Below are 26,585 nucleotides of genomic sequence, written 5' to 3' on the forward strand. Positions count from 1 at the left end.
TTTAAAGAGCACTATTTTTTATCCATCCGGATTTACTCAATACATAATGATTATAAATTTGATTTTCTATCATCTGTTGACCCAAATAAGTAAACCCGCATTTTTCAATAACTTTATTTGATGGCACATTTTTAATTAAAGCAATTGCGTTAAGGACATCCACATTTGTATTTTCAAACAAATAACCGATCAAGCCTTTTGTCGCTTTCGTTGCATAACCATTATTATGATATTCACTTGAAACAGCATACATAATTTCTCTGTTCGGTGAAGGAAGCTCATCTTTCATACCTGTGCAGCACCATCCAACAAATTCATTTGTGGTTTTCTTAAATATTCCTAGTCTTAATATGTGATCATCTATGTTAGTCCTAGTTCTAACAGCATGAAGAAACGCTTTGTTTTCTGGTATTTCATCATTTGTAACCCAATTAACTCTTTGTTCTATCGTTGATTTCCAGTCTGGTAAAAACTTTTCTATTTCTGGTTCATTTGATATTTTATAAATACTCTCTGCATCTTTGACCGCAAACTCTTGTAGGTATATATCACCACAATCTATTTTAAATAACTTAGTCAAGCTCTCTTCTCCCATTTTAATCCCCCTTCCTTACGTTAAAGCGCCTTAATCTGCTTCGTAAGGTCCATAAACCGTTCATCTAGTTCTTTATATTCTTTGTCTTTAGAAGTTAAAAAGCTTAATTTCCCTAATACTTCTTGTCTTTCTGTTTCTAACGTTAAACGTAACTCTTCAATTTCATCTCTTGTTTTCGTAGGTTCATCGAGCTGCTTTTGTATCGTATTGTTTAAAAACACGAGTTTTGTATTAGTTATTTTCTCCAGAAAATATCGATCGTGAGAAACGATAACAAGTGTTCCGTTATACTCAGCTAATGTATTTTCAAGCTGTTCACGTGAAGGAAGATCAAGGTGATTCGTCGGTTCATCTAAAATAAGTACATCTTTTTCATCTAAAATATAAGCCATTAGCTTACACTTTACTCGTTCACCCATACTCATATGTCGAATCGGCTCTTTCCATTGGGAAGATTCAAATCCTAAACGTTTCATTAAATTTTGGACTTTTCCTCTTTCTTCAAATGTCTCTTTATAAAATAAATCTTCTGGTGTTTTATCAAGTGGTAAATCAAATACTTCTTGTGTTAAATAGCCGATATTTGCTGAAGGTGAAATCCATACTTCTCCTTCAACAGTTTCTGTTCCCATAATCATCTTCAGTAAAGTTGTTTTCCCGCTGCCATTTGGTCCAATAATCGCAACCTTCTCACCGTGCTGAATTGTAAAATTAACGTTTTCAAATAATGTTCGTCTATTAAATTCTTTCCGCAATTGTTTTACTTCTAAGAAACGTTTTCCTACTTTTTTACTCGCTTGAATAGAAAATTCAACTGAATACTCCTCTTTCACACGTTCTACTTTCGTTTTCTCCAACTCTTTTTCAAGACGTTTTCGTTTCGATTTAACTTGCGCGTCCATTCGCTTCGCCTTTACACGATAAAATTCCTTCACTCCTTCTTGTTTTGTAGACTGCGCATGTGCCTTTTGTGACCATGAACTTAATTCTTTTATATGCGTTTCTACTTGTTCTATCTTTTTTTGTTGTTTTTCATATTCACGCTGCTGCGTCATTCTTTTCTGCTCACGTGCTTTCATATAACTCGTATAATTCCCGCTATGGTCAATTAATTTCTTATCCTCAATTGACCATATTCTAGTTGCGACAACATCTAAAAAGTATCGGTCATGCGATACGACGATAACTGTACCTTTCATATTTTTTATTTGTTTAATGAGAAATTTCGTACTCATCTCATCTAAATGATTTGTCGGTTCGTCTAATATTAATACATTAGGATTTTCAGCAAATCCTTTTGCTAATCGAACTTTTAGCTTTTCACCACCACTTAAATTTAGAAAATCGTTCGTTGGCACGCCCCACCTTGCAAGAAGTTCCGCTTCTTTTGCAATCATATCCTTACTAACGAAAAATTCTTTTTCTTGTTCAACATATGCTGTTGTCATATTCATTTGCATCCATTCAACAGTACCTTTTGATGGTTCAATCTTCTCATTTATTAATTGAAGTAACGTTGATTTACCAGCCCCGTTTTTACCAATTAATCCGATAACATCCCCTTGTTTTACTGTCACATTCATTTTCTCTAACAAAATGTTTTCCTTTATTTCAACATAAACATCATTTAATTTTAATAGTTCTTTCATAATACCGATCCCTTTCATTAAGGGAGAATAAAAAAATCCTCCCAAATAAATTTGGCAGGATTAGTCGTTAAAATATTCATACCCAAATAAGCTATTGCACAACATAAATAGCAATACCGTTGTATGGAAATTGGGCAGACTAATCCTATTTTTTAGAAATTGAAATTTATTGAATTTCAACATTTAAAAATAAGATTAGTTAATCATCGTCCACCCATCATTCCTTTCCGTCGTTAGTAACCATATTGTACCATGATAGTACTTTATGAGTAAATGCAATTATATGTGCTATTATAAAATTTACTTTCTTCAAGGGCTATTTATCATTTCTTAACTTCAAATTGAACAAGCACAAATTACATTTGTTGTACTACTTGCCTTAGATTTCCCTAGCAAGAAACTTCTAAGCACCCCCTCTTATATAATTTTTATATAAATTTAAGATTAATTATATATTATACAGACTACATTTCAGTTCTTATAATAAAGTTATCATTTTTAAGGAGGGATTCTACAATGGAATTTAGCAAACTAGGAAACAGTGGATTAACAGTAAGCAAGATTGCATACGGGAACTGGATAAACCATGGCGGAAAAGTAAATGAAGATACTGCAAATGAATGTGTGAAAGCCGCATTAGATGTTGGAATTACAACGTTCGATACTGCAGATGTTTATTCGGACACTATTGCCGAGGAAGTACTTGGTCGCTCTTTGAAAGGAATACGCAGAGAAAGTATAGAACTTTGTACAAAAGTATGCCATCCGACCGGACCTGGAAAAAATGATCGTGGATTATCACGAAAACATATTATAGAAAATTGTAATGCATCGTTACAACGGCTACATACAGACTACATTGATGTCTATTATGCACATCGATTCGATACAACAACTCCTCTGGAAGAAACGATGTTAGCTTTTTCAGATCTTGTAAGACAAGGTAAAGTCCTTTATTTAGGTGTAAGTGAATGGACATCGGAGCAAATCACACGCGGTGCAGCACTTGCCCGAGAATTGAACATTCCTCTTATCGCTAGCCAGCCTCAATATTCGATGTTATGGCGAGTGATCGAAACAGATATAATACCTACATGTCAACGTGAAGGACTTGGTCAAGTTGTTTGGTCTCCCCTCGCACAAGGTATTCTCACTGGAAAATACCAACCAGGTAAACCAATTCCTTCCCAATCACGTGCTAATTCAGATGCGGGAAAACCGTTTTTTAACAAACTCGTACAACGTTGGATGAGTGATAATGTACTTACTACTATACAAAAACTTAATCCTATTGCACAAGAAAATCATCTCACCCTACCTCAACTTGCAGTTGCTTGGGTACTACAAAATCCAGCTGTTTCCTCTGCTATTATTGGCGCTTCCAATCCGGAGCAAATAAGAGAAAATGTAATTGCTTCTAGTATTACATTGTCACCTGAAATTATGGGTCAAATTGATAGTGTGCTACAAGGTTTCATTGAGTATGACCCAAGTAAAACAGGTTAAATCGTCAGTGACTTAACAATAAATATAGTACCTTTCCCAAATCACTACTGCCCATCCAATCAAGATGGGCCTTTACTTTTCAAATTCAAATTGTGAAGTCGTATAAATCTCTCTAACAACTGATAAGAAGTTCTCGAGCACGACAGACTTTTCATCCTGCCTCCATCCAGCGTATAAGTTTATTTCCGGTGTATGTTCCTGAATGTCTTTATATATGACTCCCGATTTTTTATAACTCTCCACCGATGATGGAACGACAGAAATCCCCATTCCTGCTGCAACTAAATTAACAATCGTCTGCATTTGAATTGCTTCTTGAACAATATTTAAACTTACTCCATGTTCCCAAAAGTAACTAATAATTAAATCATAAAAGTTAGTACCGAAATGACGAGGAAATAAAACAAATGGTTCATCTACTAGTTCTTTAATAGAAATATTAGGTAACGAAACTAATGCGTGATTTTCATATAAAACTAATTTTAAACGTTCTTTAGAACAAACTTCGGAAGACAATATTTCATTATTCTGCTTAGAACGAATAAATCCAATATGAATTTGTTTTTCATAGAGTGCTTTTATTTGCTGGTCTGTTGTCATCTCGCGTAATATAAGCTGAATTTTTGGAAACCGTTCTCGAAATGTTTTTAATATGTCTATAACAGTTTCTGTAGAATCGACAAAACCGATGATTAAATGTCCTACCTTTCCTTCATCCGCAAGCTGTGTTTCCTTAATAGTTCTATCTACTTGAAGCAGTGTTTGTCGCGCGCCTTCTAAAAATATTTTGCCAGCATCGGTAAGCTCAACTATTCTTTTTGTTCGATGAAAAAGTTGGACCCCTAATTCATCTTCTAATTTACGAATTTCTTGGCTTAAAGGAGGTTGTGCCATCATAAGACGTTCTGCTGCACGACTAAAATTTAATTCTTCTGCCACCGTTATGAAATATTTCATTTTTCGAATATCCATTACAATCCCCCTATCATTCACAACTAGTAAAAAATATCTCCTTCTAATAAATTGTAAATAAAAACAGGAAGAAACTATATCAGTCCCTTTTCGTTTCTTTTTTATCATAAATCATTTCATCAAAATACGAGAGATTTATACTAAGTTGAATTACATGTTTTGGGCAATTTCATTACTTGCATATATTATTTGATTTACCATTTGGTTGAGTAACGAGTTCTTGATATTTTATTCACCTAATTATAAAAACAAAATGTTATTCGTTACCCAACAATCTCTTATTGTTTTTCGATAAATTTTTATTGATTATCCCCCTACAATAAGCTATTATATGTTTACAGAAAATACTAATGTAAGGATTGAATTTATGGACAGGACATTAAAAATCACAAAGTTAACTATGTTTTTAAAGATTTTTCTCATCCCAATTATAGTAGGGATTATTGTTGGTATACTAACTAAATTGGGGCAAAGTATACTTCCAGGACATTGGAATTCATTAGCTAATCTAGGAAGCGTTTGGTTAGTTCCATCCTTTTTTGTGGCTAGCTTTAGTTATTCTAAGCGTACAGCTATACTTTCAGGCACCCTTGCACTACTCGGTATGATATTAGGCTACTATGGTTATGCAATAGCTATTAAAAATGTAGCTCACTCTATTTATTTTATATCTGTATGGATTGTATGTGCATTTATAGGAGGAACTATCTTTGGAATCGCAGGTTTTCTATGGAAAGATACTACAAATCCACTTCATAAATTCGGAAGCGCGCTTATTAGTGGAGTTTTTGTAACGGATGGACTTCACATTCTTTTAAATTTTGAAGACTATAGTCACATGTTACCTGTTGGATATACCGAAGTGATAGTGGGGATTATCTTGATTCTTGTGTTAGAACGCTCTAATGCTAATCGAATTTCTTCTTTCTTAATGATGGTTCCTATCACTATTTTAGGATTAATTGGATATACATTATTAAGTTTGTTTACTTAATTACAATACTGTATCATGAAAAAACAAAAGACTAATTCTATTATAATCCACAAAACATATCACGAATTCGAACATTATACTTATTAAGGTTGATACACTTATTCATAGGATGTATTCATGAAGCTATCTCTTTCAAAGGGGTGGCTTTTTTCTTACAAAAACTATTTATCAGCTTTTTATTAAATACTTCTAATTTAACAATCGTATTTATTAGCGTGTCATTATACATACTAAGATTACCTTTTACCATTTCATATAATCGCTATAAAGTGAAACTTTAATCAATGGGGGTTTTCTCCATCCCCTACTGATTATTAGTTGAACCAATTGGACTTTAATGGGCAGTTGATCCCTAACTTCTTTGCTTTTGCTGAATTTTGAGGTGTGGGTCTTACTGCCCATTAAAGCGGGATAAAATAAGTCTATAAAACTTATCTCCAAAGTTCTTTAGCCTAGATCACTTATTTACACATTAAAAAATATAATTCGTACAACGGTACCTTTACCAACTTCTGAATGGATTTCTACACTATGCCCTAATTGTTTCGTAATTTCATATACAAGATATAGCCCCATTCCAGTTGATTCTTTAAAATCTCTGCCATTTTCCCCTGTAAAGAAAGGTTTAAATACTCTAGGTAAATCTTGCTTCGGTATCCCTACGCCATAATCGATGATTTCAAGTATAACGTTGTTATCTTCCTTACAAGCTTTTACTTTAATCTTCTCTCGACTACCAGATGAATATTTAATCGCGTTCGATAGTATTTGTCCAATTAAAAATTGTAACCATTTCGCATCACTTTCTACACTAATGTCCTTATCAATTTTAAGCTCTGGATATACAAAATTTCGGATAAAGAAGCGTTTATGTTCATGTACAGAATCATTTACTATTTTATGTAGCTGTACTTTTTCCACATAAAAATCTTGTGTAAATGCCTCTAAACGTGCGACATACAGAGCCATCTCTAATCCCTTTTTCAGTCTATCTGATTCCTCATTTATACTTTCAAAACGCTGATCGACTTCATCTTGTGTAATTAATTCTATTACAGATAAAGGTGTTTTCATTTGATGTATCCATTGATTCATAAAAGTTAAATGATCATTATTTTTTCTCTCTTGTATCTGGAGCTGATTTTGATAATGGCGATATTGTACCTCAAGTAGTTCTTGAAGCGCAGTAGATAAAACTGCAAAATCTGATTTTTGAACAGATTCATCCAAAGAGTACAACGGATTTGCTAATCTTTCATAGAACGTACGATGAGTAAAGTAACGAAATACTAAATAGCCTACCATAAAAAAGACACCTAAAAACATTGCATATAATGCCGTTGCAATATGGTTATGCCCATCAAACCAATATACAAGAAATATGGCTAGTAATTGGATTGCTGTAAAACAAATAAGTGGTATATGATCACGAATAAATAATCTTATCATTTCTCCATACCAGTATCCCAAGTAATATGTAATCTATAACCGACACTACGAATTGTTTCAATCGCATCTTCAATCTGTAAAGTTTTTAACTTTTTTCGCACACGTGTTGTATTTACACTTAATGTATTATCATCAACATAGGATTCGCTATCCCACAATTTATTCAACAACACTTCTCTACCCACAACACGCGGATAATTTTTCATTAACATTTCTAATAAAATGGCTTCATTTCTCGTTATATCAATCTCTTGATTACGCAATTTCAATACAAGCCTTTCAGGATATAAACAAAGACCTTGTTGCTCAACCATCCGTTCTTCTATTTTCGGTGCATAATCTCCATAAGCACGTCTTAAATGACTACGAACTTTAGCCATTACCACTTCGTAATGGAAGGGCTTTGAAATAAAATCATCGCCACCGTTTTCAAGCGCCATAACTTGATCCATCGTGCCTTCACGAGCCGAAATAAATAATATCGGACATGTAGAAACTCCGCGAATTTGACGACACCAATAGTACCCATCAAAACTTGGTAAATTAATATCTAATAAAACTAACTCTGGTTGTTCTTCTAAAAAAATGTTTAATACATTTTGAAAATCCGATACAATAATTCCTTCATACCCGTATTTCGCGACATGTGTTGATAATAGTTCTGCAATTTTCATATCGTCTTCTACAATCATAATTTTAACCATCATTTTACTCCTTTTTTAATCCACAATCTTATATTCAATGATATAAAATAAATACTACCTGTTTTTATATCATCCGTAAATCAAAAAAGGATACTTTTATACAACAGCATCCTTCTTCTATCATTCTTATTTAAGATGAAATTTACTCAAACTAAAACCTAGCTTCTCCACATAATTCATACTTAGTTCCATTCGTGCTGTTTTCAGTGGATCTACAACTTGGCAAACTCTTAAATCGCCTGCAGCTGATAATAAAAGTGTTGCATCAGCTTTAGACATTTCTAATTCCTTATGTAAAAATGTCACCATATTACGTACAGCGCGATTCGCTGCATCATCTAACAATTTCTCTGAAGCAATCGTCATTATTTTTTCTTTTTGGATCGCCATTGGTAGTGGCCATTTCTTTCCTTTTATAATTTGAACTGTAACAGTTACCTCACCAGCAACCTCTACTCCACTAACACCAATTTCACCATCACCCATCGCCGCGTGTAAATCACCTAATGCTAATAGGGCACCAGGAACATTTACAGGTAATAATAATGTTGTCCCTTCTTTTATTTCTTTACAGTCCATATTCCCGCCGTGATCATGCGGTGTGCCACATGAAATACTCTCTTCTTTCGGCGCAGTACCAATAACACCGATCATTGGATTAATCGGGATTTGTAGTTCATTTGAAAACAAAACATGTTCATTATGTATTGGGACGATTTTCACTGTATTTTCGTTTAGATCTTCACCCATTACGCCAAGATTCGCTCCTGTAGTTAAAACACCTTGCTCTGCAATTTTAATCTTTTCAATCATTACAACTAATATATCACCAGGTTCTGCACCATTAATATATACAGGCCCAGTCGCCGGATTAATTCGGTTCCAATCTAATTCTTGAAACGCAACATCTTCAGATTCAATTTGATTTTCAAAGCAATCATATGTTTCAAATACAAGACGACTCCCAATTTCTACTTCCATACACGGCTTATTTTCTGGTGACATTGCGTAAATAATATGGTCTTTATGAATTCGATACACGTTATCTCTCCCCTTTTACATTAGTCTACAATTACTAATTAGCTTTTTTCATAAAAGCTAATTGTGAAAATTAATGAATTTACATATAGAAAAGCACTTAGCTTATTTTCATACATACACTCTTTACTATAACAGATAAAGAAAGGTGGTAGCACTATGCCCCTTATTCCATATAACGAAAGTGATGTTGATTTACTAGCTCGTTTAATTCGTGCAGAAGCTGAAGGAGAAGGTCGACAAGGTGAACAACTTGTTGGCTGCGTAGTAGTAAATCGTGTATTTTGTGATTGCTTAGATTTTAAACAGCTTCGTTCTGTACGTGACGCAGTATATCAAAGTCCCGGTGGATTTGAAGCAGTGCAATACGGATATTTTTATCAGCGTGCTCGTGATTCTGAAAAAGAAATTGCAAGAAAAGTTTTACAAGGTGAATGGCGCTGGCCAGCACGATGGGCTCTTTGGTATTTCCGTCCAGTTGGATCTTGTCCGCCTGAATGGTATAACCAGCCATTTGCGGGACAATTTAAAAGTCATTGCTTTTATGAACCACGTGGTGATGAATGTCCGAAAATGTATTCACGGTAGCAAAATTTGAAACGCAAGTACTTAGATTTCTGAGTACTTGCGTTTCTTTTAGCATTTTTAGAAATCTAATAATGCGATGAACTTTTCAATGCCTACTACATGTATTAATAACGGTATACGTGGGCCGCTAGACTGATTTATAATGAGCCTATATATAATAAGAAATAATTGTTTTTGATTTTCTTTCATTATTTTTTTATTTTCATGATGACAAATCGAATACAATTGTTCCATTAAGTTAGAGTAATCTTTGTTAGAACGAAGTATGTTGCAAACTTCTACTAGCCATTCTTTCTGTCTTTCATCTAATGTGTTATAAAACTCTGTATTTCTTTCTTGATTTACCGAAATTAGTTTTTCAGATTGAAAGCTTCTTATCCAATACTCTGCACGGTTACATATCGCTATCATATCATCTAATACATAACTCCTATCTGTTTTTTCTAATATACCTTGTAAAATAGATGAATCAAAATTTAATAATGGTAACGTTCCTGCTACTTGATTAAATTTTGGATATTCTTTAAACCTGCCATCAACTTTAGAGAGTTTAATTGCATCAAATAAATCTTCATTTTTGAGCGTTTTATTCTCATAATCATCTTTCAATCGTTCATATTCTGTATAATTGCGAATCACATCTTCATCAAGACCGATATGAAAAGCTGCGTTTGGTCTGTATTTAGCAAACATAAATAGAATCACTTCTGGTAAATACACTTTTAACAACTCGCTAGGTGTAATACTATTCCCTGATGAACTAGACATTTTTTCATGATTCCCTTTAATTCCAATGAAATCATAAGCAACGTAATGAGGAGCTTCACGATTGAATATTTCCCTCACAATTTCCTTTGATACATTATAACTACCCGTTTCTGATGAATGATCTCTTCCGCCCGGTTCAAAAATAACATCCTCTATCATCCACCTCATCGGCCAATCGATTTTCCAATTCAGTTTCATTTTATTTGTATTTAATACTGATAATTCATTTTGATTTCCACATACACATTCATACTGAACTGTTTTTAATACTTCATCAAAATGTGTAATCGTTGTTGCATCTTTCCCACATTTCTCACAATATAATGTAACTGGATAAAAGCTCTCTCGCTCTTCTTCACTACACTCTCCAGTTTTAAATCCCATTAAAATATCATATATTTCTTTTCTTTTATATAAAGCCTCTAATATATTTTTGTTATACCTTCTACTTCTATATTCAGCATGTTGATATATGAATTCCACCTCAACCCCAAATGCTTGAAGAGATTTCTCAAACTCTTTTTCAAAATGCTCTGCATACGAATTATGACAGCCATATGGATCTGGAATATCACAGTATGGCATACCAATATATTTTGCAAAAGATGGATCAATATTTTTAGGAACTTTTCTAAATCTATCATAATCATCCCATGAGAATATAAAACGAGTCTTTTTCCCTAAATCTTGTAGTGCTTTTACCACGAAATATGTCGTTATTATTTCGCGGAAGTTCCCGATATGAACAGAACCAGATGGACTTATTCCAGATGCGCAAACAAACGTTTCTTTGTTTGGGTGTTTTCTAATTAATTCATGTGCTACTTCATACGCCCAATGCATATATTACTCACCTCAATTGATTTTTTGTTTTCACATTTTCAGTTTTATGCAATAAAAAAACTCCCACCCCCAAGATTATTCATCTTGAGGACGAGAGTTGTTAGCTTCGCGGTACCACCTCAGTTTGTTAATACGTCGCCATATTAACCTCTTCAGGTACGGCAAAATATGCTTATACCCTATCTCTATAACGAGAGAACCCGTCGCACCATCCCTAAACAAATTAGTTCCTTGCGCAGCTCCAAGTCTTTTTTCATTAAGATGTATACTGCTCTTTCTCAGCTACCAGAGCTCTCTGTACGTATTCTTTCTTAACTACTCTTCTCTTCCATGCCATTTTAAATATTAGTTTTTTCATATGATAATTTATAATACTTTTATTGTCAAACTTTTCCGGACAAAAAAGTTATCTAAATAAATGCTTTATTGCTTCTAATTGAATTTTATGACTACATTCATCACAACAATATGTCCCTTTCGGTTTCTCTTTAAATCGCTTATATTTTTCGCTTCCTTCGTATACACGGAATATATTTTTACAAGAAAAGCAAACAATTTCATAAAACATCATATGCAGTTTCCTCTCCATGTTTATACATTTTTTTAATCGCTTAAGATAGTCAGTTTTCTACAGTAAAACCTTAATATCCTCTTACTAAAAGGTTTACCTTCATTCTTATCGAATTATATAAATATCTTATAAGTTGAGGTGAACATCTTGATCAGTAATATAGAATTGGTTTTAGAAGCTAAAGCTAGTTTAGCTGAAGGAACATGTTGGAATAAAACTATTAGAGTTGAAACTATATGAACCGTATCGATCACATAAGAAACGAAGAAAAGAAATATCATGACCTTTGCTATGAACAATACAAACTATTTGAAACTGGCTCTTGGCTTTACAAACCGGTTAAAACAGTTATGGACTTGATGAATTACTTTGAAGGACAAAATAACTTGCAAGTACTTGATCTCGGCTCTGGCGTTGGAAGAAATAGTATTCCAATTGCACAAAAAATAAAAAATGCTAATGGTACTGTTACATGTGTGGACTTACTGGATTCTGCGTTAACAAAATTACAAACTTATAGTAAAGAACATGATGTATTTGAAGTTATAAAAACAGAACAAGCGGCAATTGAAAATTACTACATCCAACCTGATACCTATGATTATATCGTTGCAGTATCAAGTTTAGAGCATGTTAAATCAGAAGAAGATTTAACAAACTTGCTCCATTCTATGAAAAAAGGTACAAAAACTGGTGGTATCAATTGTTTAATTATAAACTCGAACATACAAGAAATTGACTTACATACGAAAGAAGAATTAGATGCTTTAATTGAAATTAACCTTCCAACTGAACATATGATATATCTATTAAAAAACATTTATAAGAAATGGAAAGAAATAAAAATTGAAATAAAAGAATTAGCTTATAATATAGTCCGAAATGGCAAACACATTCAATTAAAAACAAATGCCATTACTTTTGTCGTTCAGAAATAATAGTATAATAAAGAAGTGACTCTTTCTCTCAAATTCATTTTTATTGTACAAAATTTGTTACTTTATATATTTATTAATCAAAACACAAAAACCATGCTTCAGTATCATTAGAAACATGGTTTTTATTATTGATCATACTAAATTGCTTAGCTATTTAATGAATTCATTAACTGGAAGAAATGTTCAGGTTCATGTGTCTTATTTAATTCATACCATGAATGGAGTGTATCTGGCGCAAATACATCTAATGTTTTTAGAACTTCCATTGCAAATTCCAAAGGAGCTACTCCAGATGCAGTAATAAGATTTTCACCAGACGCTACAGGTCCCATTTCATATAAATTTTCCCCTTTATATGTAGGACAAACCATTTTCATATAATCTAAACTATTACTTGTATGCTTTCTAGAATTTAAGTATCCGTAATTTGCAAGGCCTATTGTTGCACCACAAATTGCAGCCACAATAGTACCAATCTTTAAAACTTCTTCAACTTTTTGCAATATGGGTTTATGTATGTTTTCAGTCCAAGTATTTCCTCCAGGTAAAATCAATAAATCATTACTCTCAAGTACACATTCATCTAGGGAAATATCTGGCTTTACGTTCAAGCCTCCCATTGAAATAACCATTTCTTTATTTATTCCAACTGTAACTACTTTAAAAGGTGCTAAACCCTTTTTAAAATATCTACCTGTATTAAGTTCAGCAATTAAATGTCCGTATTCCCAATCGGACATCGTATGAAATACATATAAATAAGCTTTTCTAGTTTGCATTCAATAACACTCCATTCACAACTTAATCTAATCTAGTCTTTTCTAAAAGATAATCTATTTATTATTTATAATTGCTTGTCGAGCTTTTTCTTTATCATCAAAATGAATAGTCAAATCCTTTAAAATTTGATATGTTTCATGCCCTTTCCCTGCAATCAAAACAATATCATTAGAAGATGCCATGTTTATTGCATGTTTTATGGCAAGTTCACGATCTACTTCTACTTTATAATTCAAATTATTATTCTGTGAAAATCCTTTTTCAATATCTTTCATTATTGACTGCGGGTCTTCCGAACGTGGATTATCAGAAGTAATATAAACAAAATCGCTATAACTTCCAGCAATTTCACCCATTATAGGTCGTTTTTTTTCATCTCTATCCCCACCGTAGCCGAAAACAGGAATGATTTTACCTTTTGAAAACTCGCTAATTGTAGTAAGGACATTTTCTAACGCATCGGGCGTATGAGCATAGTCCACTATTACAAGGAAATCTTGGTTTTCGTCTATAATTTCCATTCTACCTTCAATGCTCTTTAAATCAGATAAGCTGTCACTAATATTTGTAAGCGGAATACCTTCAACCAATGCAGCTGTTATTGCTGCTAATGCATTATAAACATTAAAGCGGCCTACGAGATTTAGATTAACTTTTATTTCTCCATTAAAGGCAGAAACTAAAAACTGTATTCCTTTTGAACTTAAAGTAATATCCTTCGCTTGAACATCTGCTTCATTATGTATTCCATATGTGATACCTTCAGCTGAAGTAATTTTTTTAAAGTATTCTACCGATGGATCGTCTGCATTCAAAATAGCAATTTTTTTATCTGTAGTAGAAAAATCATTTCCCAATCTTGAAAAAAGAAGACCTTTTACATGTTTATATTCCTCAAATGTACCATGATAATCCAAATGATCTTGCGTTAAATTTGTGAAAACCGCAGTTTTAAAGTTACATCCTTTAACTCTTTCCATATGTAAACCTTGTGACGTAACTTCCATAACGCAATAATCTGTATTATGATTTTTCATCGTTTGCAAATTCCGCTGAAGTATCGGTGGTTCTTGCGTATTAATATCAGTAGGATACCATTTCGAACCAATTTTGACTCCGTTATTCCCCATAAGCCCTGTTTGAAATCCATAATCAGTTAAAATTTTTTCAAGTAAATAGGAAGTAGTTGTTTTACCATTTGTTCCTGTAATTCCAATTAGCTTCATTTTATTAGATGGGTAACCATAGAAATGTGACGCAATAACTGCCATAGCATACCTAGCATCTTTAACAATTATTTTAGGTATTTCAATAGTTATATCTCTTTCTACAATTAACGCCACAGCGCCATTTTTCACTGCATTTTCAACAAATTGATGTCGATCTTCAAGAAAACCATCGATACCTGATACACATATAAATAAATTTCCACTAGTTATTTTTCTAGAATCCATTTCTAATCCCGTAATTTCTACATTCATATCTCCAATGGTTTCTTTAATCAAAAACAAATCCGCCAGCTCTTTTAGTTTCAAATCCCTCGCCCCCTTTATACATCCTCCTATTAATTTTACCATTTTATTAAAAGTTTATGGTTTTAAATTCCATATTAGTTGAACGAAATATAATCTTCTTCAATAAACAAAAAAATAAAAGAGCACTTGTTTCCGCAAGTGCTCTTTTTGGGGATTTTGAGATGCCCTATTAACGAAAGTTAAGGTTACTTAAAGTTAATAGGTATTTATATTATATGCTTGTCCTTTTTAATTGTGCATAATCAATATATAAACATCTTTAATAATATTTAATAACTTTTATTTATAGTTCTTTCTTACATTGGAGCATTAAAAAATTGATTGAAGGTTTATTTTCCATGATCTTATTTGGCTCATCAATTTCTGAAACTTGTACTAGTCCATATTTATTAAAATCTTGTTTTATAGATTCAGAATCATAGAAGAACATTTTTACGCCTTCCATTACTTCATAATAGTCTTTATCCAACTGTTTTCCTTTTCCGTACATTGGAGCTTTTTTAGAAACAGTTGTGAAAACCATATATCCACCTGGTTTTAATTGATTATAACAATCTTTAATAAATTTCTCTCTTTCCTGCTCATTTAACAAATGAAGAAGTGCATGACTAAATATCCCATCATAAAGTTTATTATCAAAAGGCATTTCGTTTACCGAATCGTGATACATACGAACATCTTCTAGTCCGTTTTGTTTTGCTAAATCGATGGCTGTTTTTGAAATTTCAATACCTGTTACATTTATACCATTTTCGATAAACACCTTTGCGTTTCTACCGTATCCAATACCTGGAACTAATATATCTTTAACGCTCTTTTCCAGAAAAAAATCTTTTGTCAAAATTGCAGATTCTGTAGGTTCAAATCCCCACATCGTTTGTTTCTCAATAAAACTTGATTCCCAAAATTCCATTATGTTTCTATCTCCTTATTTTTATCTCATTTTTAGTATCACATAAAAGGCCTATATAATACGGCTCCCTGTGCCAATTTAATTTTTACGATTCTAATACAAGATAGTATGTGTATTGTTAATATACAGTTGTTCTTTCTTCTATTCAAAACATTTACCATAGTCACTATAGCTCCATTGAATATAGCATAATAATAGGCCTATATCTATTTTAAAGATTGGTGTAAAACCCACTCTTTTTTATTAACCCTTATGTTTTTGTAGAAAAACAAAAAAGCCAATACTTCCGTTGTAGTATTAGCTTTTCTCAAGAGAAATTATCTTTTTATATTGTATTGATCTAATATTTTTTCTAACATTTCTAAAGTTATCGGTTGAGCTTTCTCTATTAATTGATAACCAATACGCCCATTCGGTTCAGCTGTAACTTGCTGCAAACTCTTTAAATCATGAATTCCTTTTTCTCTTAATTGCATATACAGTTGTTGTTCCGACATTTTTGCTTTCATCAAATTCTCTTTTACAATTTCTCCGTTTTCAACAATTACAATGCTACTGCCATTTAGGAATTGCTCCACCTTCTTTGATTTCAATTCAAAAAAATGAATGATAAGAAGTATGCTTGCAAATATTACAGCTGCAAATATAGATGGGACTACTTTCCTACTTAATACAGGCTCTACAATAATACGTCCAATGGAAACTACTATAATTATTTCAGCTCTCGTCATTTGGCTAACAGAATTACTACCTGTCATTTTTAATGCAATCATTCCAGTAAGAATTAAAATAATACTTTCCCAAATTATATTCATAATTGCCCAATCCTTTAATGGTGAATGTTACTAGCATTCCCATTTCATATAGCATTCTAAATGCATTTTAATTAAACTTTTTTGTAAAAATCAAACTTACATATACTGAAAAACAATCTATTTTGATCAATCTTTTTTCAATAAGGGTTTGATGATCCATCTTCCATTGTCAAAAAAATAAAAAGCACCCACATGGATGCATAGATTAAACTTATTCATTATTACTCTCTCCACTTTTATCATCAACTGATTTGGAGTCTAACATGCTGCCTATATCAGGCGGTAATGCTAACTCTATACCAGCTACTGGTTGATTATCTTCATTAAACCATTGTTTCTTAAATTTACTCAATTCTTCATTTTTCTTATTTTCATCCATATTACCCCGCCTTTTATGTACATGATATTAAACACTTTACTTAATATGTACATTGAGAAAGATAATATACTATTTGTACATAATGAAAGAGCAAGAATCCTTCTCTGTTTACGCAACCCGTTGTACCCAATAAAAATCCCCGTACATGCTACTCCTCGTTTTGTTATCATATTAGTGACGAAATATATGTGAGCTACGTGACCAGTACGTGGTCATTTTATTCATATGAGACAAATACTTTTAAAGGAGTAATTATCCGCTCACTTAATTCCTCAAAACATTTTTCAAGAGCAGTATAATGAATTTCATGTTGAAAAATCTCTTCTATCCATGGCGTCTGTTCTATTTGATTAAAAAACCAATCTGCATGTTTTTGATAATCATATCCGTCACTTGAACCAATGATTTGCAATTCTTTTCGATAAAAGTCGGCGATTAATGTTAAGTTTTCTATATTACCATCAGAAAGAATACATATAGCCCCATTACTTTTAATAACCTTTTGCAATGTGTGAAACCCTCTATTTGTAGCAGAACATTCCAAACCGTAATTATACGTATCTATAAGTTTCTCTTCCGAATCAAAGAGGTTTTTCGCACCAAACTTCTTTGCAAATTCTCTTCTATTTTTATTAGGCTCAACAACATCCACATGCTCAACACCTACATAGTATTTTAAAAAATAACAAGCGAGTAAACCGATAACTCCCATTCCAGTAATGAGTACTTTTTCATCCCGTCGCGGGTCTAGCTTCAATACCCCTTTAGCAACATCACACGAAAGAATAGATAATAAAGCAACTTTAGATTTTATATAACTAGGCACTCGAATTACTTTATCACCTACGTTTAAATTTGTTACTTTATTACCAACTTGAATAACTTCACCATAACTTTCATATCCAGTTTTTCTTGGATACATAGGATTTGTATCTGTAACATCAGATTCTTTATACTGCGGTAACTCTGCTCCAATACTTATTGCACCTGCAATTGTTTTAATAATAATTTCCTCATCCTGTATAGACTTAATTTTACATGTTTCCCACTTAAGACGTTTTGATCCTACTAAAACTAATTTATTTTGTTCCATTTATAACCCTCACATTATATAAAAATATATTCTCACTAAATTTCAAACAATGTATAATAGATTCATCTAAAATTCAAGCTATAATGTTGGCTAGCAACCAACAGTGATAATATGATAATTGAATTTGATGGATATAGAATAAATGAGTATGTTATTGGCCGTAACTGTTCTCTAAACGAATTAAGAAGAATGTATTTACATGTAAAAAATGAAGAGATATCTAATGAAGATCTTCTAAGCTTATTTTGTGTACAGTACCATTATGAAAAACCCCCAAAATTACTACAAGAAGACGTCATGAGCGATGTTGTCATTGATTTAGATACGGACTATATTTATATCCCTAATAGATAACAGGAAACTAGATTGAATGAATAGAAATTACGATTCAGCTAAGTGTTTAATAAAATAAGTAATTGTCCAAATTACTGTCGCAAATTGAGTGACAAAATACATTGTCCATTCAAAACCAGTCAAATTTCTCTCTCGTCTTACTTTTTTTAAATATCTGTAAAATATAAATGTACTTAAAAACATTAGTAACAACGATAGTTGCTGTAAATCATCGACTAAACGTACTGCCATAGACTCGATCACCCTCCTATTCAAAATAAATGCTACACTTTAAAGTTATCATTTATTGGTAATTTATTTCCATTTAAATTACTTATGTCCTAAATAAAAAGAGCACTCAGCTATTGAGTGCTCTAAAAAATATTAATTCTACACATTTTCCTTGTAATGATTTCATATAATTTCTATTACTTTTTATTACTCAGTTCTATCACTTCCGGTATATGATTACTATCATATTTCCTCGTATAGGTTTCACCATCTGGAGTAACTAATTGTAATACAATCTCACCACAAACTCCATTTAGTATTTCAAATTCGCCTTGTGTATTTGAAATACTGCGTTCCTTACTTTCGATTGAATCTTCATAAATTTTCACATTAGATATAGGTTCGTTATTTTGATTTACGATAATACCTCTTGAATACTTACCAACCGCAATGCATTGGTCATCTTTTTTATAATATTTAGTCACAACTATAGCTCCAATTATTATAGCGATACACACAAACAAGAGAATTATTTTGCGTCTCACAACAAACCCCCTTATTCATTTTTTTCTTTTTTAAATTGAAAGGTTATACGTTCCACTTGTTTGATTTCCTCAATTACTTTACGAATTCCTTCTTCAATCCTATCTTCCTTCACATTCGATACGTTTAACTTTAATAGTCTATCTTTCGGAAAACCTCTCAAATAATTTTTATCAATCGCATCAATACTTATTTGCATTTCATTTAATCTATGGAAAAACATTTCGGAAATACTCGTTTTGTATAATTTTAAACAAGTGTGGATTCCAATTGTATTTTGCTTTTTATATGTGAATAAAAGCGGGTTTTCACTATGAGTTATTTCTAATGTTTCTGCTAGTTTTTTAGATCTATCGTGATAGGAAGATTTAATTTTATTTTTATGACGTTCAAACATGCCACTCTTTATATAAATTTCTAAAGCAGCTTGGGATATCATCGGGCTATCGATATCTAAAATCTTTTTATATGTATGGAAAGCATTCGCTATTACCGGTGGGATTACTGCTATGCCCACTCGTAAACCTGGAAAAATAATCTTTGAATAACTTTTCAAATATATGACATGATTCCCATTATCCAAGCTATATAACGGATCTGCTTTTGAATCCATTTCTAAATCTGCTAAATAATCATCTTCAACTATATATACATTATATTTCTTAGCCAATAACACAATTTTTTCTTTCTCATCTTTAGAATAAGAAGTTCCGAGCGGATGATGATATCTTGGTATTGTATAAAAGAATTTTATTTTACCTGTTCGAAAAATGCGTTCCAATTCATTTAAGTCAATACCTTCATTCGTACGTTTAATACCAATTACAGGAATTTTGTTTATTTCTAGATATTCAATATATAGATGATATGTTGGTTGTTCAATTAATATCGTTTCATTTTCATTTGGAAATGGTATAGAAGTTAATATTGCTAGCGCCTGCTGTACACCTGACGTTATAAAAATATTTTCTTCTTTAGTGAAGACTTGATAGTTTACCAGTTGTTTTTGAATAACCGGAATTAAAGACGGTAAACCTTTTGGCGTACCATATACGAACAAGTCATTTTTATATGTATCAATGGCTTTATTTATACAATGTTGAAAATCTAAATATGGAAAAACATCTGGATCTGGTGCTGAGGAAGCAAAATCAATTATCTCTTCATTTTCTACAACCTCCCCTGATTTTCGAACAACGTAGTATCCACTTTGAGGGACGGAATAAATAATATGACGCTTTTCTAATTCATGTAGCGCTCGTATTACTGTCGCCTTATTGCATTCATATTTCGTAACGAGTGTCCGAATAGACGGTAGTTTCTTTCCTTCTTTTATCTCCCCATTTTGAATCATACTTTCTAAGTCGTTAAAAACATGTAAATACTTATACATCATTACCACCTCAACATTTAATTTGTACCGGTACAGTTTGTGATTATTCACATTGTAGCACTAGATCATAAAGATTACTATGTACGTATACTGGCCAGTAAGAAATCAATTACTATGAGGTGAAATTATGAAACTTACAACAAAGGCATATTTATCAGCTTTACTCTATTCATTTATTATTGGATTCTCCTTTATGTTTGTGAAATTAGCATTAACCGTTACGAGCCCACTTGATACCCTTGCTCATCGTTTTACAATTGCTTTCGTAGCTGCAAGCATTCCCATTGTTTTCGGTTTCGTAAAGTTAAATATGTCATTCAAAAATATACTTCCCCTTTTACCACTTGCAATATTTTATCCAGCACTATTTTTTGCTTTCCAAGCATTTGGCTTAGTGTATACAAGTTCATCCGAAGCTGGAATTATACAAGCGGCTATTCCTATATTTACGATGATGTTAGCTTCCTATTTTTTAAAAGAGTATACAAATACATGGCAAAAAATATCTGTACTCATTTCTGTTATCGGTGTCATTTATATATTTATCATGAATGGTATAAGGACTCATGAAACTAGTTTCATAGGTGTTATTCTTATTTTGCTATCGGCATTATCATCTGCTTTCTATAATGTGTTAGCTCGAAAATTGACGAAAAAATTCAAACTAATGGATTTAACTTACACAATGACAGTAATCGGCTTTATTAGCTTTAATTTCATCGCAATCGCCAGCCATATAAGCAAAGGTACAATAACGGCATACTTTAAACCGTTTACGAATGGAACATTTCTTATCTCCATCTTATATTTAGGATTACTATCTTCCTTGCTGACGGCATTGCTATTAAATTATTCCTTATCATACATTGAAGCCGCTAAAATAAGTGTTTTTAGTAACTTATCTACACTTATTACAATTATCGCAGGCGTTATTTTTTTACACGAGCAAATTTCTTATTTTCATATCATTGGTACAATAATGATTATTTTTGGTGTAATAGGCACAAATTTTTTGGGTAAAAAAGGAATTACAGTGAAAAAGAAGAATATCTCCATGAATAAATAAAAAGTGAGGGATATGTCATGCAGCGCTTAAATACGATTGATATTAGTAACGTTCTAGAATTAGAAAACACTCTTTCTACTTTAGAAAATGAAGTGATTTCTTCAAAACTAGAACTCGAAAATTGGTTAAAAAAACAATCTACATTCATTTGGGAAATTGAAGAACAATTAACATCTCACTATATCGCCTTTCAATGTAGTACAGATAATAAAAAAATAAAAGATACTTTTGAATATGACCAACAATTTGTCAGGCCTCTTTTGAAACGTTATCAAAATTCATTTGATAATAAATATTTAGAGTCCCCTTTTCGAATGGAACTTGATCCAAAAACGTATAGCTTACTAGATAAAAAAATAAAGAATGCGCAGACTTTATTTTGTGAAAAGAACATTGATTTAGAAGTAGACGAAGACAAACTAGTAACCGAGTACTTCGAAATTACAGGTGGTTTAACTGCACTATGGGACGGTGAAGAAAAAACAATTACTGAACTACAGTCTTACTTACAAGATCCGGATCGTCATATACGAAAAAAAGCGAAAACACTCATTTCTGAAACATTCTTATCTGTTGAAGATACATTACAACAGATATTAAATGAATTAATCGTAATACGTCACCAAAAAGCGAAAAACATTCAATTAGATAATTATCGTGATTATATGTTTAAAAAACATGAACGTTTTGATTATACACCTGAAGATTGCTATGAACTTGCTGAATCTATTCGTAAATACGTAGTACCACTTATCAATAAAATATTTAATGAGAAAACATCTGAACTTCAAGTAGATAGTCTTCGTCCATGGGATCTAAAAGCAACCGCACCAAATCAAAAAGCATTAAAACCTATCGAAGACGCCAATGAATTAATCGAAAAAAGTTCTCATATTTTACACAAACTAGATCCTGAATTTTCTAGGTTACTGGACCGTATGCGTAAAAATAATTGCTTAGATTTAGAAAGTCGTAAAGGAAAAGGACCAGGAGGATTTTGCGAATATTTACCTGCTTCTCGATTATCTTTCGTTTTTATGAATCTCAATCATACACATTATGATGTTACTACTTTCCTCCATGAAATGGGGCATAGTATTCATAATGAATGTATGAAGCAGTTAGAACTTCAAAAATATTTGGAAATCCCTTCTGAATCAGCAGAACTCGCTAGCATGACAATGGAATTATTTTCGATGGAGTATTGGGATACATTTTATGAGAATACTGAAGAATTTATAAAAGCAAAATTAGATTTCTTTATAGATATTGTTAAGTACTTACCACAAATGCTTATCGTTGATCAATTCCAACATTGGATGTATGAGAATCCTAATCATACTGCTAAAGAAAGAAATGCAAAGTATTTAGAATTACATAACACTTACCAATCGAACGTCGTAAATATTGAAGGGTATGAAAATTGGATTGCAACTGGTTGGTTACCTGTACTACACATATTCGAAATACCATTCTATTACATCGAATATGCTATCGCACAACTTGGTGCACTGCAAATGTATAAACAATATAAAGAGAATCCTAAACAAGCAATAGAAAATTATAAAAAAGCTTTATCATTAGGTAGCTCTAGATCTTTAACTGAAGTATATGAAGCAGCCGGTATTCGTTTTGATTTTTCTGGCGAAACAATTAAAGAACTAATGTTATTTGTAGAGGGCGAATTAGCGTTACTTGAACAATTGTAAGAAGGAAGCTGTTCCTATATTTTAGGTTCAGCTTCCTTCTTTATTTTATTTATTAGTTCTATGTACTGAGAATCACCGTATCCGATTGTTGGAAAAAGTTGAAACAATTTTGTTAATAATTCTTGAGTTGATAAATCTTTATTTTTGGAGATGAATTTCACTAAGATATTATCTTCTTTTAACATATTTAAATATAAGTCTATAGCTTGATAGATTACAGGTGGTACTTTATAGGATGTTTTTTTATGATTCACTACTACTTCATCGTATATAGAAGAATAATTTCCTAATTCCAGTTCAAGTTGACTTACTTTAAATTCATCTTCTCTGAAGCTATTTAAGTAAACCTTCCCTTCATAACAAGATTGTTCTAAGTATGAAAGTATGGTAAGTAAGTTCATTTGGCAGAACATATCTTCACCAAACCATAAAACAATGCATTTATACTTTTTCGTAAAAAGATTTTCTAACGGATCTATAACTTTTTTTGTATAACTTTCTACTGAACTATTATGTCCTTCTGCTCTTGTTTTAATAAATTCTTCATTAAAAACTTGTGTAGTAGCCGTGTTTACACACATCGCTTCGTTAAATGGGGCATAATCAGACTCACCCATTAGCTTCTCCGTTTTAAATTCTTCATACATCATTTGACCATTCAATATGTTTAATACATCTTTATCAAACAACTCATTATTATTGCTACGTAACTGCTCAACCTCTAATTTTCTAGAAATATTCATTTTTAACTCCTCTTCTATTTTTAGTTTAATAAATGATTGAATAGGCATTTTGTTAAGTTGGAATTCTCTTGGATTCATTCCAAAAACATTTTTGAAAGCTCTACTATAAGCCTCTTGCGAAGAATAATTGTAATCCAATGCAATATCTATTATCTTTCTATCATTCTTCAAATCCCCCGTAGATAAATACAGTCTTCTTAAAAGAATATAACGCCTAATACTCATGCCTGTTACTTGGTGAAATCTAAAAGAACAGTAATACGGAGAATAACCCATATAACGCGATAATTCATTTAATGAAAATTCTTCTTTTAAATTGCTCTCAATCCAATCAATCATTTGCTGTATATGTTCATTCATTTCCTTCACTCCTTATTTATAAGTATAAAAGAGAGTCATTTCTTTCTTTTGATATTTCTTGTGTTTTATAACATGAGCCATTCATTACTTCATGCTTCATTTTAAAGGATATCAAAAATAAAACACGAATGTTGTATATTAAGAATCTTTTAGTTCTCAAATAAAAAATTAAAGTTTGGAAAGGAAGTTACAATGAACGAGCTAGAAAAAGAAATACTCCAATTAATAAATGAACGATATCCATTAAATTTTATTAACATTAAACCCATAACGAATGAAATGTATCAATGTAACGCACAACAAGGTACTTATTTCATTAGAATTACAAACTACAAAACATATGCAGAACAATTAGAAGAAGTTACATATACGAATTTTTTATATCAAAATGGCTTAGGTGTTCCACCAATAATCCCTTCTTTACAAGGAAATTTTGTAGAAAAGTTTCCATTAGACAAGAAGATTTTTGCTGTATTATATAAAGCTGCTCCTGGTATACATTTACCGAGGTGTGATTGGAATTCAAATATATTTAAAAAGCTTGGTAAACAAATTGGAAAATTACATCGCATTTCTAAAAGCTTTGAACAGACTCATCCGGTTAAACATATAAACGATTGGTATGAAAATGAAGAATATAATTTTCTTAAGTATATCTCTAAAGAAGAAACTACTATAAGAGAAATTGCATCTGACGTTTTAACTTCTATAAAAGAGCTACAAAAATCCACTTCCAATTACGGCTTAATTCACGGAGATTTATGGCTGGAAAATATATTAGTTGAAAACAATTCAAACATAACAATGATTGATTTTCAAGACTGCGAAAAACATTTTTACATATTTGATTTAGCCGTTCCTATTTATAGTGCGATAGAATATTCATTTGCTGGAAATGGGAATATCGTTAACTATGAGCATTCTATTACAAAAGCACTATTTGAAGGATATCAAGAAGAAAATGAACTCCCTAAAGAGATGATAGACAAGTTTCCATTGTTTATAAAATTAAAGGAGATTTTTGAATATAGCTTAATGCATATGTATTGGGGTAAAGAAGAATTAACTGAGGAACAAATACGGATAATAAATCTTTATAGGATGAAGATCGAAACTAAATATACCTATATCAATGTTTAAAAATGCTATTGTTTAACTACAAGGAAACTTAGTTTAACAACAGCATTTATTAATTGGCTACTAGACAACCTTTGTTTTATTACTTATAAATACTGATTCAATAATTTGTTTAAATCCACTTCATTTTGCGGAGATACTTTCTCTGAAAATCTAGCTCCAATCATAATAGGAGCCCATTGAAAGATCTCATCTCTTGTTAGATCGGTATTACTGCAATATATTCGCAAATACATTTCCGCTAATTCTATATAAGACTGCGCATACAATAAATATGTACGAAACACATCTGCACGAATATCACCTGAACAAGCATCTACCCAGTCTATAATATTTACATTCTTTTCACTCAAAATTAGATTAGATGGATGGAAATCACCATGGCATAATCTAGGTTCAAATTTGATTGAATATAACTTATTCAATATACTTTCCTTTTGTTTTTCATCCAATTTATGTACATATTTAATTTGGCGCTCTAACCTTTCCCCCATCGCTTCCATTTCATCCGTATTCACACGTATGGCATGAATCTTTTTTTGTTCATTAACACAAATATTTATGTAATGCTCTGCCTCATTTAGATTATTAAGCAGGAGATCCCCCATACTGTCACCTTTTACGTATTCCATAATAATTGCCTGTCTATTTTTTATCTTTGTCACTTCAAATACGTTCGGAACTGATAGTCCACATGAATAAGCATATTTTTGTTTTTTTGCTTCATTCATAGACTCTGTATCAGGCAGATATTCATTAAATAATTTTACAACCTTAGTATTATAGAGATAGACTTCTGCTGTATTCCCTTTAGCTATCGGATTTCCTAAATTCAATTCATTTCTCTCCTTACTGTAAATTAAGCTGACACATTATACTCCCCTATAAATTCAGTGTAATTATGCTGAAACCCTTCTCCACGAAAATATAAAAAACTTAC

The 26,585-nt window shown here is 31.9% G+C and carries 27 protein-coding genes and 1 other annotated feature; of the genes, 8 read left to right on the plus strand and 19 right to left on the minus strand.

Translation table 11 applies throughout. The annotated features are described in order from the left end of the window. Window position 1: 1 nt before the first annotated feature. Both DN393_RS14105 and abc-f read right to left on the minus strand, forming a co-directional pair. Window positions 2–595 (minus strand): GNAT family N-acetyltransferase, encoded by a 594-nt coding sequence (locus DN393_RS14105; RefSeq protein WP_098102334.1) that lies wholly within the window; start codon window positions 593–595, stop codon window positions 2–4. A gap of 20 nt (window positions 596–615) precedes the next feature. After that, window positions 616–2,244 carry a ribosomal protection-like ABC-F family protein gene (gene abc-f, locus DN393_RS14110; protein WP_149173630.1) on the minus strand — a complete coding sequence of 543 codons (1,629 nt, stop codon included), beginning with the start codon at window positions 2,242–2,244 and terminating at the stop codon, window positions 616–618. A gap of 516 nt (window positions 2,245–2,760) precedes the next feature. Between abc-f and DN393_RS14115 the strand changes: the two genes are divergently transcribed. Further along, window positions 2,761–3,750 carry an aldo/keto reductase family protein gene (locus tag DN393_RS14115; protein ID WP_064475339.1) on the plus strand — a complete coding sequence of 330 codons (990 nt, stop codon included), beginning with the start codon at window positions 2,761–2,763 and terminating at the stop codon, window positions 3,748–3,750. A 72-nt stretch (window positions 3,751–3,822) separates the two neighbouring features. Here DN393_RS14115 and DN393_RS14120 read toward each other — a convergent pair whose 3' ends face one another. Then, complete coding sequence (locus DN393_RS14120; protein ID WP_098111715.1) at window positions 3,823–4,722, minus strand: LysR family transcriptional regulator; 900 nt, start codon at window positions 4,720–4,722, stop codon at window positions 3,823–3,825. A gap of 367 nt (window positions 4,723–5,089) precedes the next feature. Here DN393_RS14120 and DN393_RS14125 point away from each other — a divergent pair, with 367 nt between their 5' ends. After that, window positions 5,090–5,716, plus strand: a complete 627-nt coding sequence (locus DN393_RS14125) for a DUF6518 family protein (RefSeq protein WP_098111716.1) — start codon at window positions 5,090–5,092, stop codon at window positions 5,714–5,716. Window positions 5,717–6,181: 465 nt separating this feature from the next. On the opposite strand, the gene DN393_RS14130 is transcribed toward DN393_RS14125, so the two are convergent. The 3 genes from DN393_RS14130 to DN393_RS14140 all read right to left on the minus strand — a co-directional run bounded on the left by DN393_RS14130 (window position 6,182) and on the right by DN393_RS14140 (window position 8,910). After that, entirely contained in the window at window positions 6,182–7,165 is a 984-nt protein-coding gene (locus DN393_RS14130; protein ID WP_064475336.1) for a sensor histidine kinase, read from the minus strand. Then, window positions 7,162–7,869 (minus strand): response regulator transcription factor, encoded by a 708-nt coding sequence (locus DN393_RS14135; RefSeq protein ID WP_088046637.1) that lies wholly within the window; start codon window positions 7,867–7,869, stop codon window positions 7,162–7,164. Before DN393_RS14135 ends, DN393_RS14130 begins: the two co-directional genes overlap by 4 nt. 126 nt (window positions 7,870–7,995) lie before the next feature. Continuing rightward, entirely contained in the window at window positions 7,996–8,910 is a 915-nt protein-coding gene (locus DN393_RS14140; RefSeq protein WP_098111717.1) for an acetamidase/formamidase family protein, read from the minus strand. A gap of 156 nt (window positions 8,911–9,066) precedes the next feature. Between DN393_RS14140 and DN393_RS14145 the strand changes: the two genes are divergently transcribed. After that, complete coding sequence (locus tag DN393_RS14145) at window positions 9,067–9,495, plus strand: cell wall hydrolase (RefSeq protein WP_064475333.1); 429 nt, start codon at window positions 9,067–9,069, stop codon at window positions 9,493–9,495. Between the two features lie 57 nt (window positions 9,496–9,552). Here the strand turns inward: DN393_RS14145 and lysS are convergent, their stop codons facing one another. Both lysS and DN393_RS14155 read right to left on the minus strand, forming a co-directional pair. Next, window positions 9,553–11,106 (minus strand): lysine--tRNA ligase, encoded by a 1,554-nt coding sequence (gene lysS, locus DN393_RS14150; protein WP_149173631.1) that lies wholly within the window; start codon window positions 11,104–11,106, stop codon window positions 9,553–9,555. Window positions 11,107–11,189: 83 nt separating this feature from the next. Beyond that, window positions 11,190–11,446: a binding site (T-box leader), on the minus strand. Between the two features lie 66 nt (window positions 11,447–11,512). Continuing rightward, entirely contained in the window at window positions 11,513–11,677 is a 165-nt protein-coding gene (locus DN393_RS14155) for a DUF2197 domain-containing protein (RefSeq protein WP_064505453.1), read from the minus strand. A 236-nt stretch (window positions 11,678–11,913) separates the two neighbouring features. Between DN393_RS14155 and DN393_RS14160 the strand changes: the two genes are divergently transcribed. After that, window positions 11,914–12,615, plus strand: a complete 702-nt coding sequence (locus DN393_RS14160) for a class I SAM-dependent methyltransferase (RefSeq protein ID WP_149173632.1) — start codon at window positions 11,914–11,916, stop codon at window positions 12,613–12,615. 146 nt (window positions 12,616–12,761) lie between these two features. Here the strand turns inward: DN393_RS14160 and DN393_RS14165 are convergent, their stop codons facing one another. The 6 genes from DN393_RS14165 to DN393_RS14185 form a co-directional block, all read right to left on the minus strand. After that, complete coding sequence (locus tag DN393_RS14165) at window positions 12,762–13,394, minus strand: type 1 glutamine amidotransferase family protein (protein ID WP_064475330.1); 633 nt, start codon at window positions 13,392–13,394, stop codon at window positions 12,762–12,764. A gap of 54 nt (window positions 13,395–13,448) precedes the next feature. Next, the gene (locus DN393_RS14170; protein WP_149173633.1) at window positions 13,449–14,930 is read right to left on the minus strand and encodes a UDP-N-acetylmuramoyl-L-alanyl-D-glutamate--2,6-diaminopimelate ligase; all 1,482 of its coding nucleotides are present in this window, start codon (window positions 14,928–14,930) and stop codon (window positions 13,449–13,451) included. A 283-nt stretch (window positions 14,931–15,213) separates the two neighbouring features. Further along, the gene (locus DN393_RS14175; protein ID WP_064475328.1) at window positions 15,214–15,843 is read right to left on the minus strand and encodes a class I SAM-dependent methyltransferase; all 630 of its coding nucleotides are present in this window, start codon (window positions 15,841–15,843) and stop codon (window positions 15,214–15,216) included. Between the two features lie 317 nt (window positions 15,844–16,160). Beyond that, window positions 16,161–16,658 (minus strand): DUF421 domain-containing protein, encoded by a 498-nt coding sequence (locus DN393_RS14180; protein ID WP_064475327.1) that lies wholly within the window; start codon window positions 16,656–16,658, stop codon window positions 16,161–16,163. A 211-nt stretch (window positions 16,659–16,869) separates the two neighbouring features. Further along, window positions 16,870–17,037, minus strand: coding sequence for a hypothetical protein (locus DN393_RS31565; protein WP_048560991.1), 168 nt, complete (start codon window positions 17,035–17,037; stop codon window positions 16,870–16,872). Window positions 17,038–17,254: 217 nt separating this feature from the next. Beyond that, the gene (locus DN393_RS14185; RefSeq protein ID WP_098112183.1) at window positions 17,255–18,130 is read right to left on the minus strand and encodes a zinc-dependent alcohol dehydrogenase; all 876 of its coding nucleotides are present in this window, start codon (window positions 18,128–18,130) and stop codon (window positions 17,255–17,257) included. Window positions 18,131–18,241: 111 nt separating this feature from the next. Here DN393_RS14185 and DN393_RS14190 point away from each other — a divergent pair, with 111 nt between their 5' ends. Further along, a complete protein-coding gene (locus DN393_RS14190) occupies window positions 18,242–18,484 on the plus strand; it encodes a hypothetical protein (protein ID WP_081257247.1) in 243 nt (80 codons plus the stop codon). A gap of 27 nt (window positions 18,485–18,511) precedes the next feature. Here the strand turns inward: DN393_RS14190 and DN393_RS14195 are convergent, their stop codons facing one another. The 3 genes from DN393_RS14195 to DN393_RS14205 all read right to left on the minus strand — a co-directional run bounded on the left by DN393_RS14195 (window position 18,512) and on the right by DN393_RS14205 (window position 20,630). Next, window positions 18,512–18,715 (minus strand): hypothetical protein, encoded by a 204-nt coding sequence (locus DN393_RS14195; protein ID WP_064475325.1) that lies wholly within the window; start codon window positions 18,713–18,715, stop codon window positions 18,512–18,514. A gap of 176 nt (window positions 18,716–18,891) precedes the next feature. After that, window positions 18,892–19,239 (minus strand): hypothetical protein, encoded by a 348-nt coding sequence (locus DN393_RS14200; RefSeq protein ID WP_064475324.1) that lies wholly within the window; start codon window positions 19,237–19,239, stop codon window positions 18,892–18,894. An 11-nt stretch (window positions 19,240–19,250) separates the two neighbouring features. Then, window positions 19,251–20,630: an aminotransferase-like domain-containing protein gene (locus DN393_RS14205; protein ID WP_098102340.1), complete on the minus strand. Its 1,380-nt coding sequence runs from the start codon at window positions 20,628–20,630 to the stop codon at window positions 19,251–19,253. Window positions 20,631–20,757: 127 nt separating this feature from the next. Here DN393_RS14205 and DN393_RS14210 point away from each other — a divergent pair, with 127 nt between their 5' ends. Beyond that, window positions 20,758–21,696: a DMT family transporter gene (locus tag DN393_RS14210; RefSeq protein ID WP_098102341.1), complete on the plus strand. Its 939-nt coding sequence runs from the start codon at window positions 20,758–20,760 to the stop codon at window positions 21,694–21,696. Window positions 21,697–21,713: 17 nt separating this feature from the next. Further along, complete coding sequence (locus DN393_RS14215; RefSeq protein ID WP_149173634.1) at window positions 21,714–23,405, plus strand: M3 family oligoendopeptidase; 1,692 nt, start codon at window positions 21,714–21,716, stop codon at window positions 23,403–23,405. Between the two features lie 14 nt (window positions 23,406–23,419). Here the strand turns inward: DN393_RS14215 and DN393_RS14220 are convergent, their stop codons facing one another. Then, a complete protein-coding gene (locus DN393_RS14220; RefSeq protein WP_142315025.1) occupies window positions 23,420–24,508 on the minus strand; it encodes a helix-turn-helix domain-containing protein in 1,089 nt (362 codons plus the stop codon). Between the two features lie 192 nt (window positions 24,509–24,700). Here DN393_RS14220 and DN393_RS14225 point away from each other — a divergent pair, with 192 nt between their 5' ends. After that, complete coding sequence (locus DN393_RS14225; RefSeq protein ID WP_098102344.1) at window positions 24,701–25,648, plus strand: phosphotransferase enzyme family protein; 948 nt, start codon at window positions 24,701–24,703, stop codon at window positions 25,646–25,648. Window positions 25,649–25,731: 83 nt separating this feature from the next. Here the strand turns inward: DN393_RS14225 and DN393_RS14230 are convergent, their stop codons facing one another. Then, on the minus strand, window positions 25,732–26,481 hold the full coding sequence (locus DN393_RS14230) for an aminoglycoside phosphotransferase family protein (RefSeq protein WP_098102345.1): 750 nt from the start codon (window positions 26,479–26,481) through the stop codon (window positions 25,732–25,734). Between the last annotated feature and the right edge of the window lie 104 nt (window positions 26,482–26,585).

Source organism: Bacillus sp. BPN334, from assembly GCF_008368885.1.
Lineage (GTDB): Bacteria > Bacillota > Bacilli > Bacillales > Bacillaceae_G > Bacillus_A > Bacillus_A wiedmannii.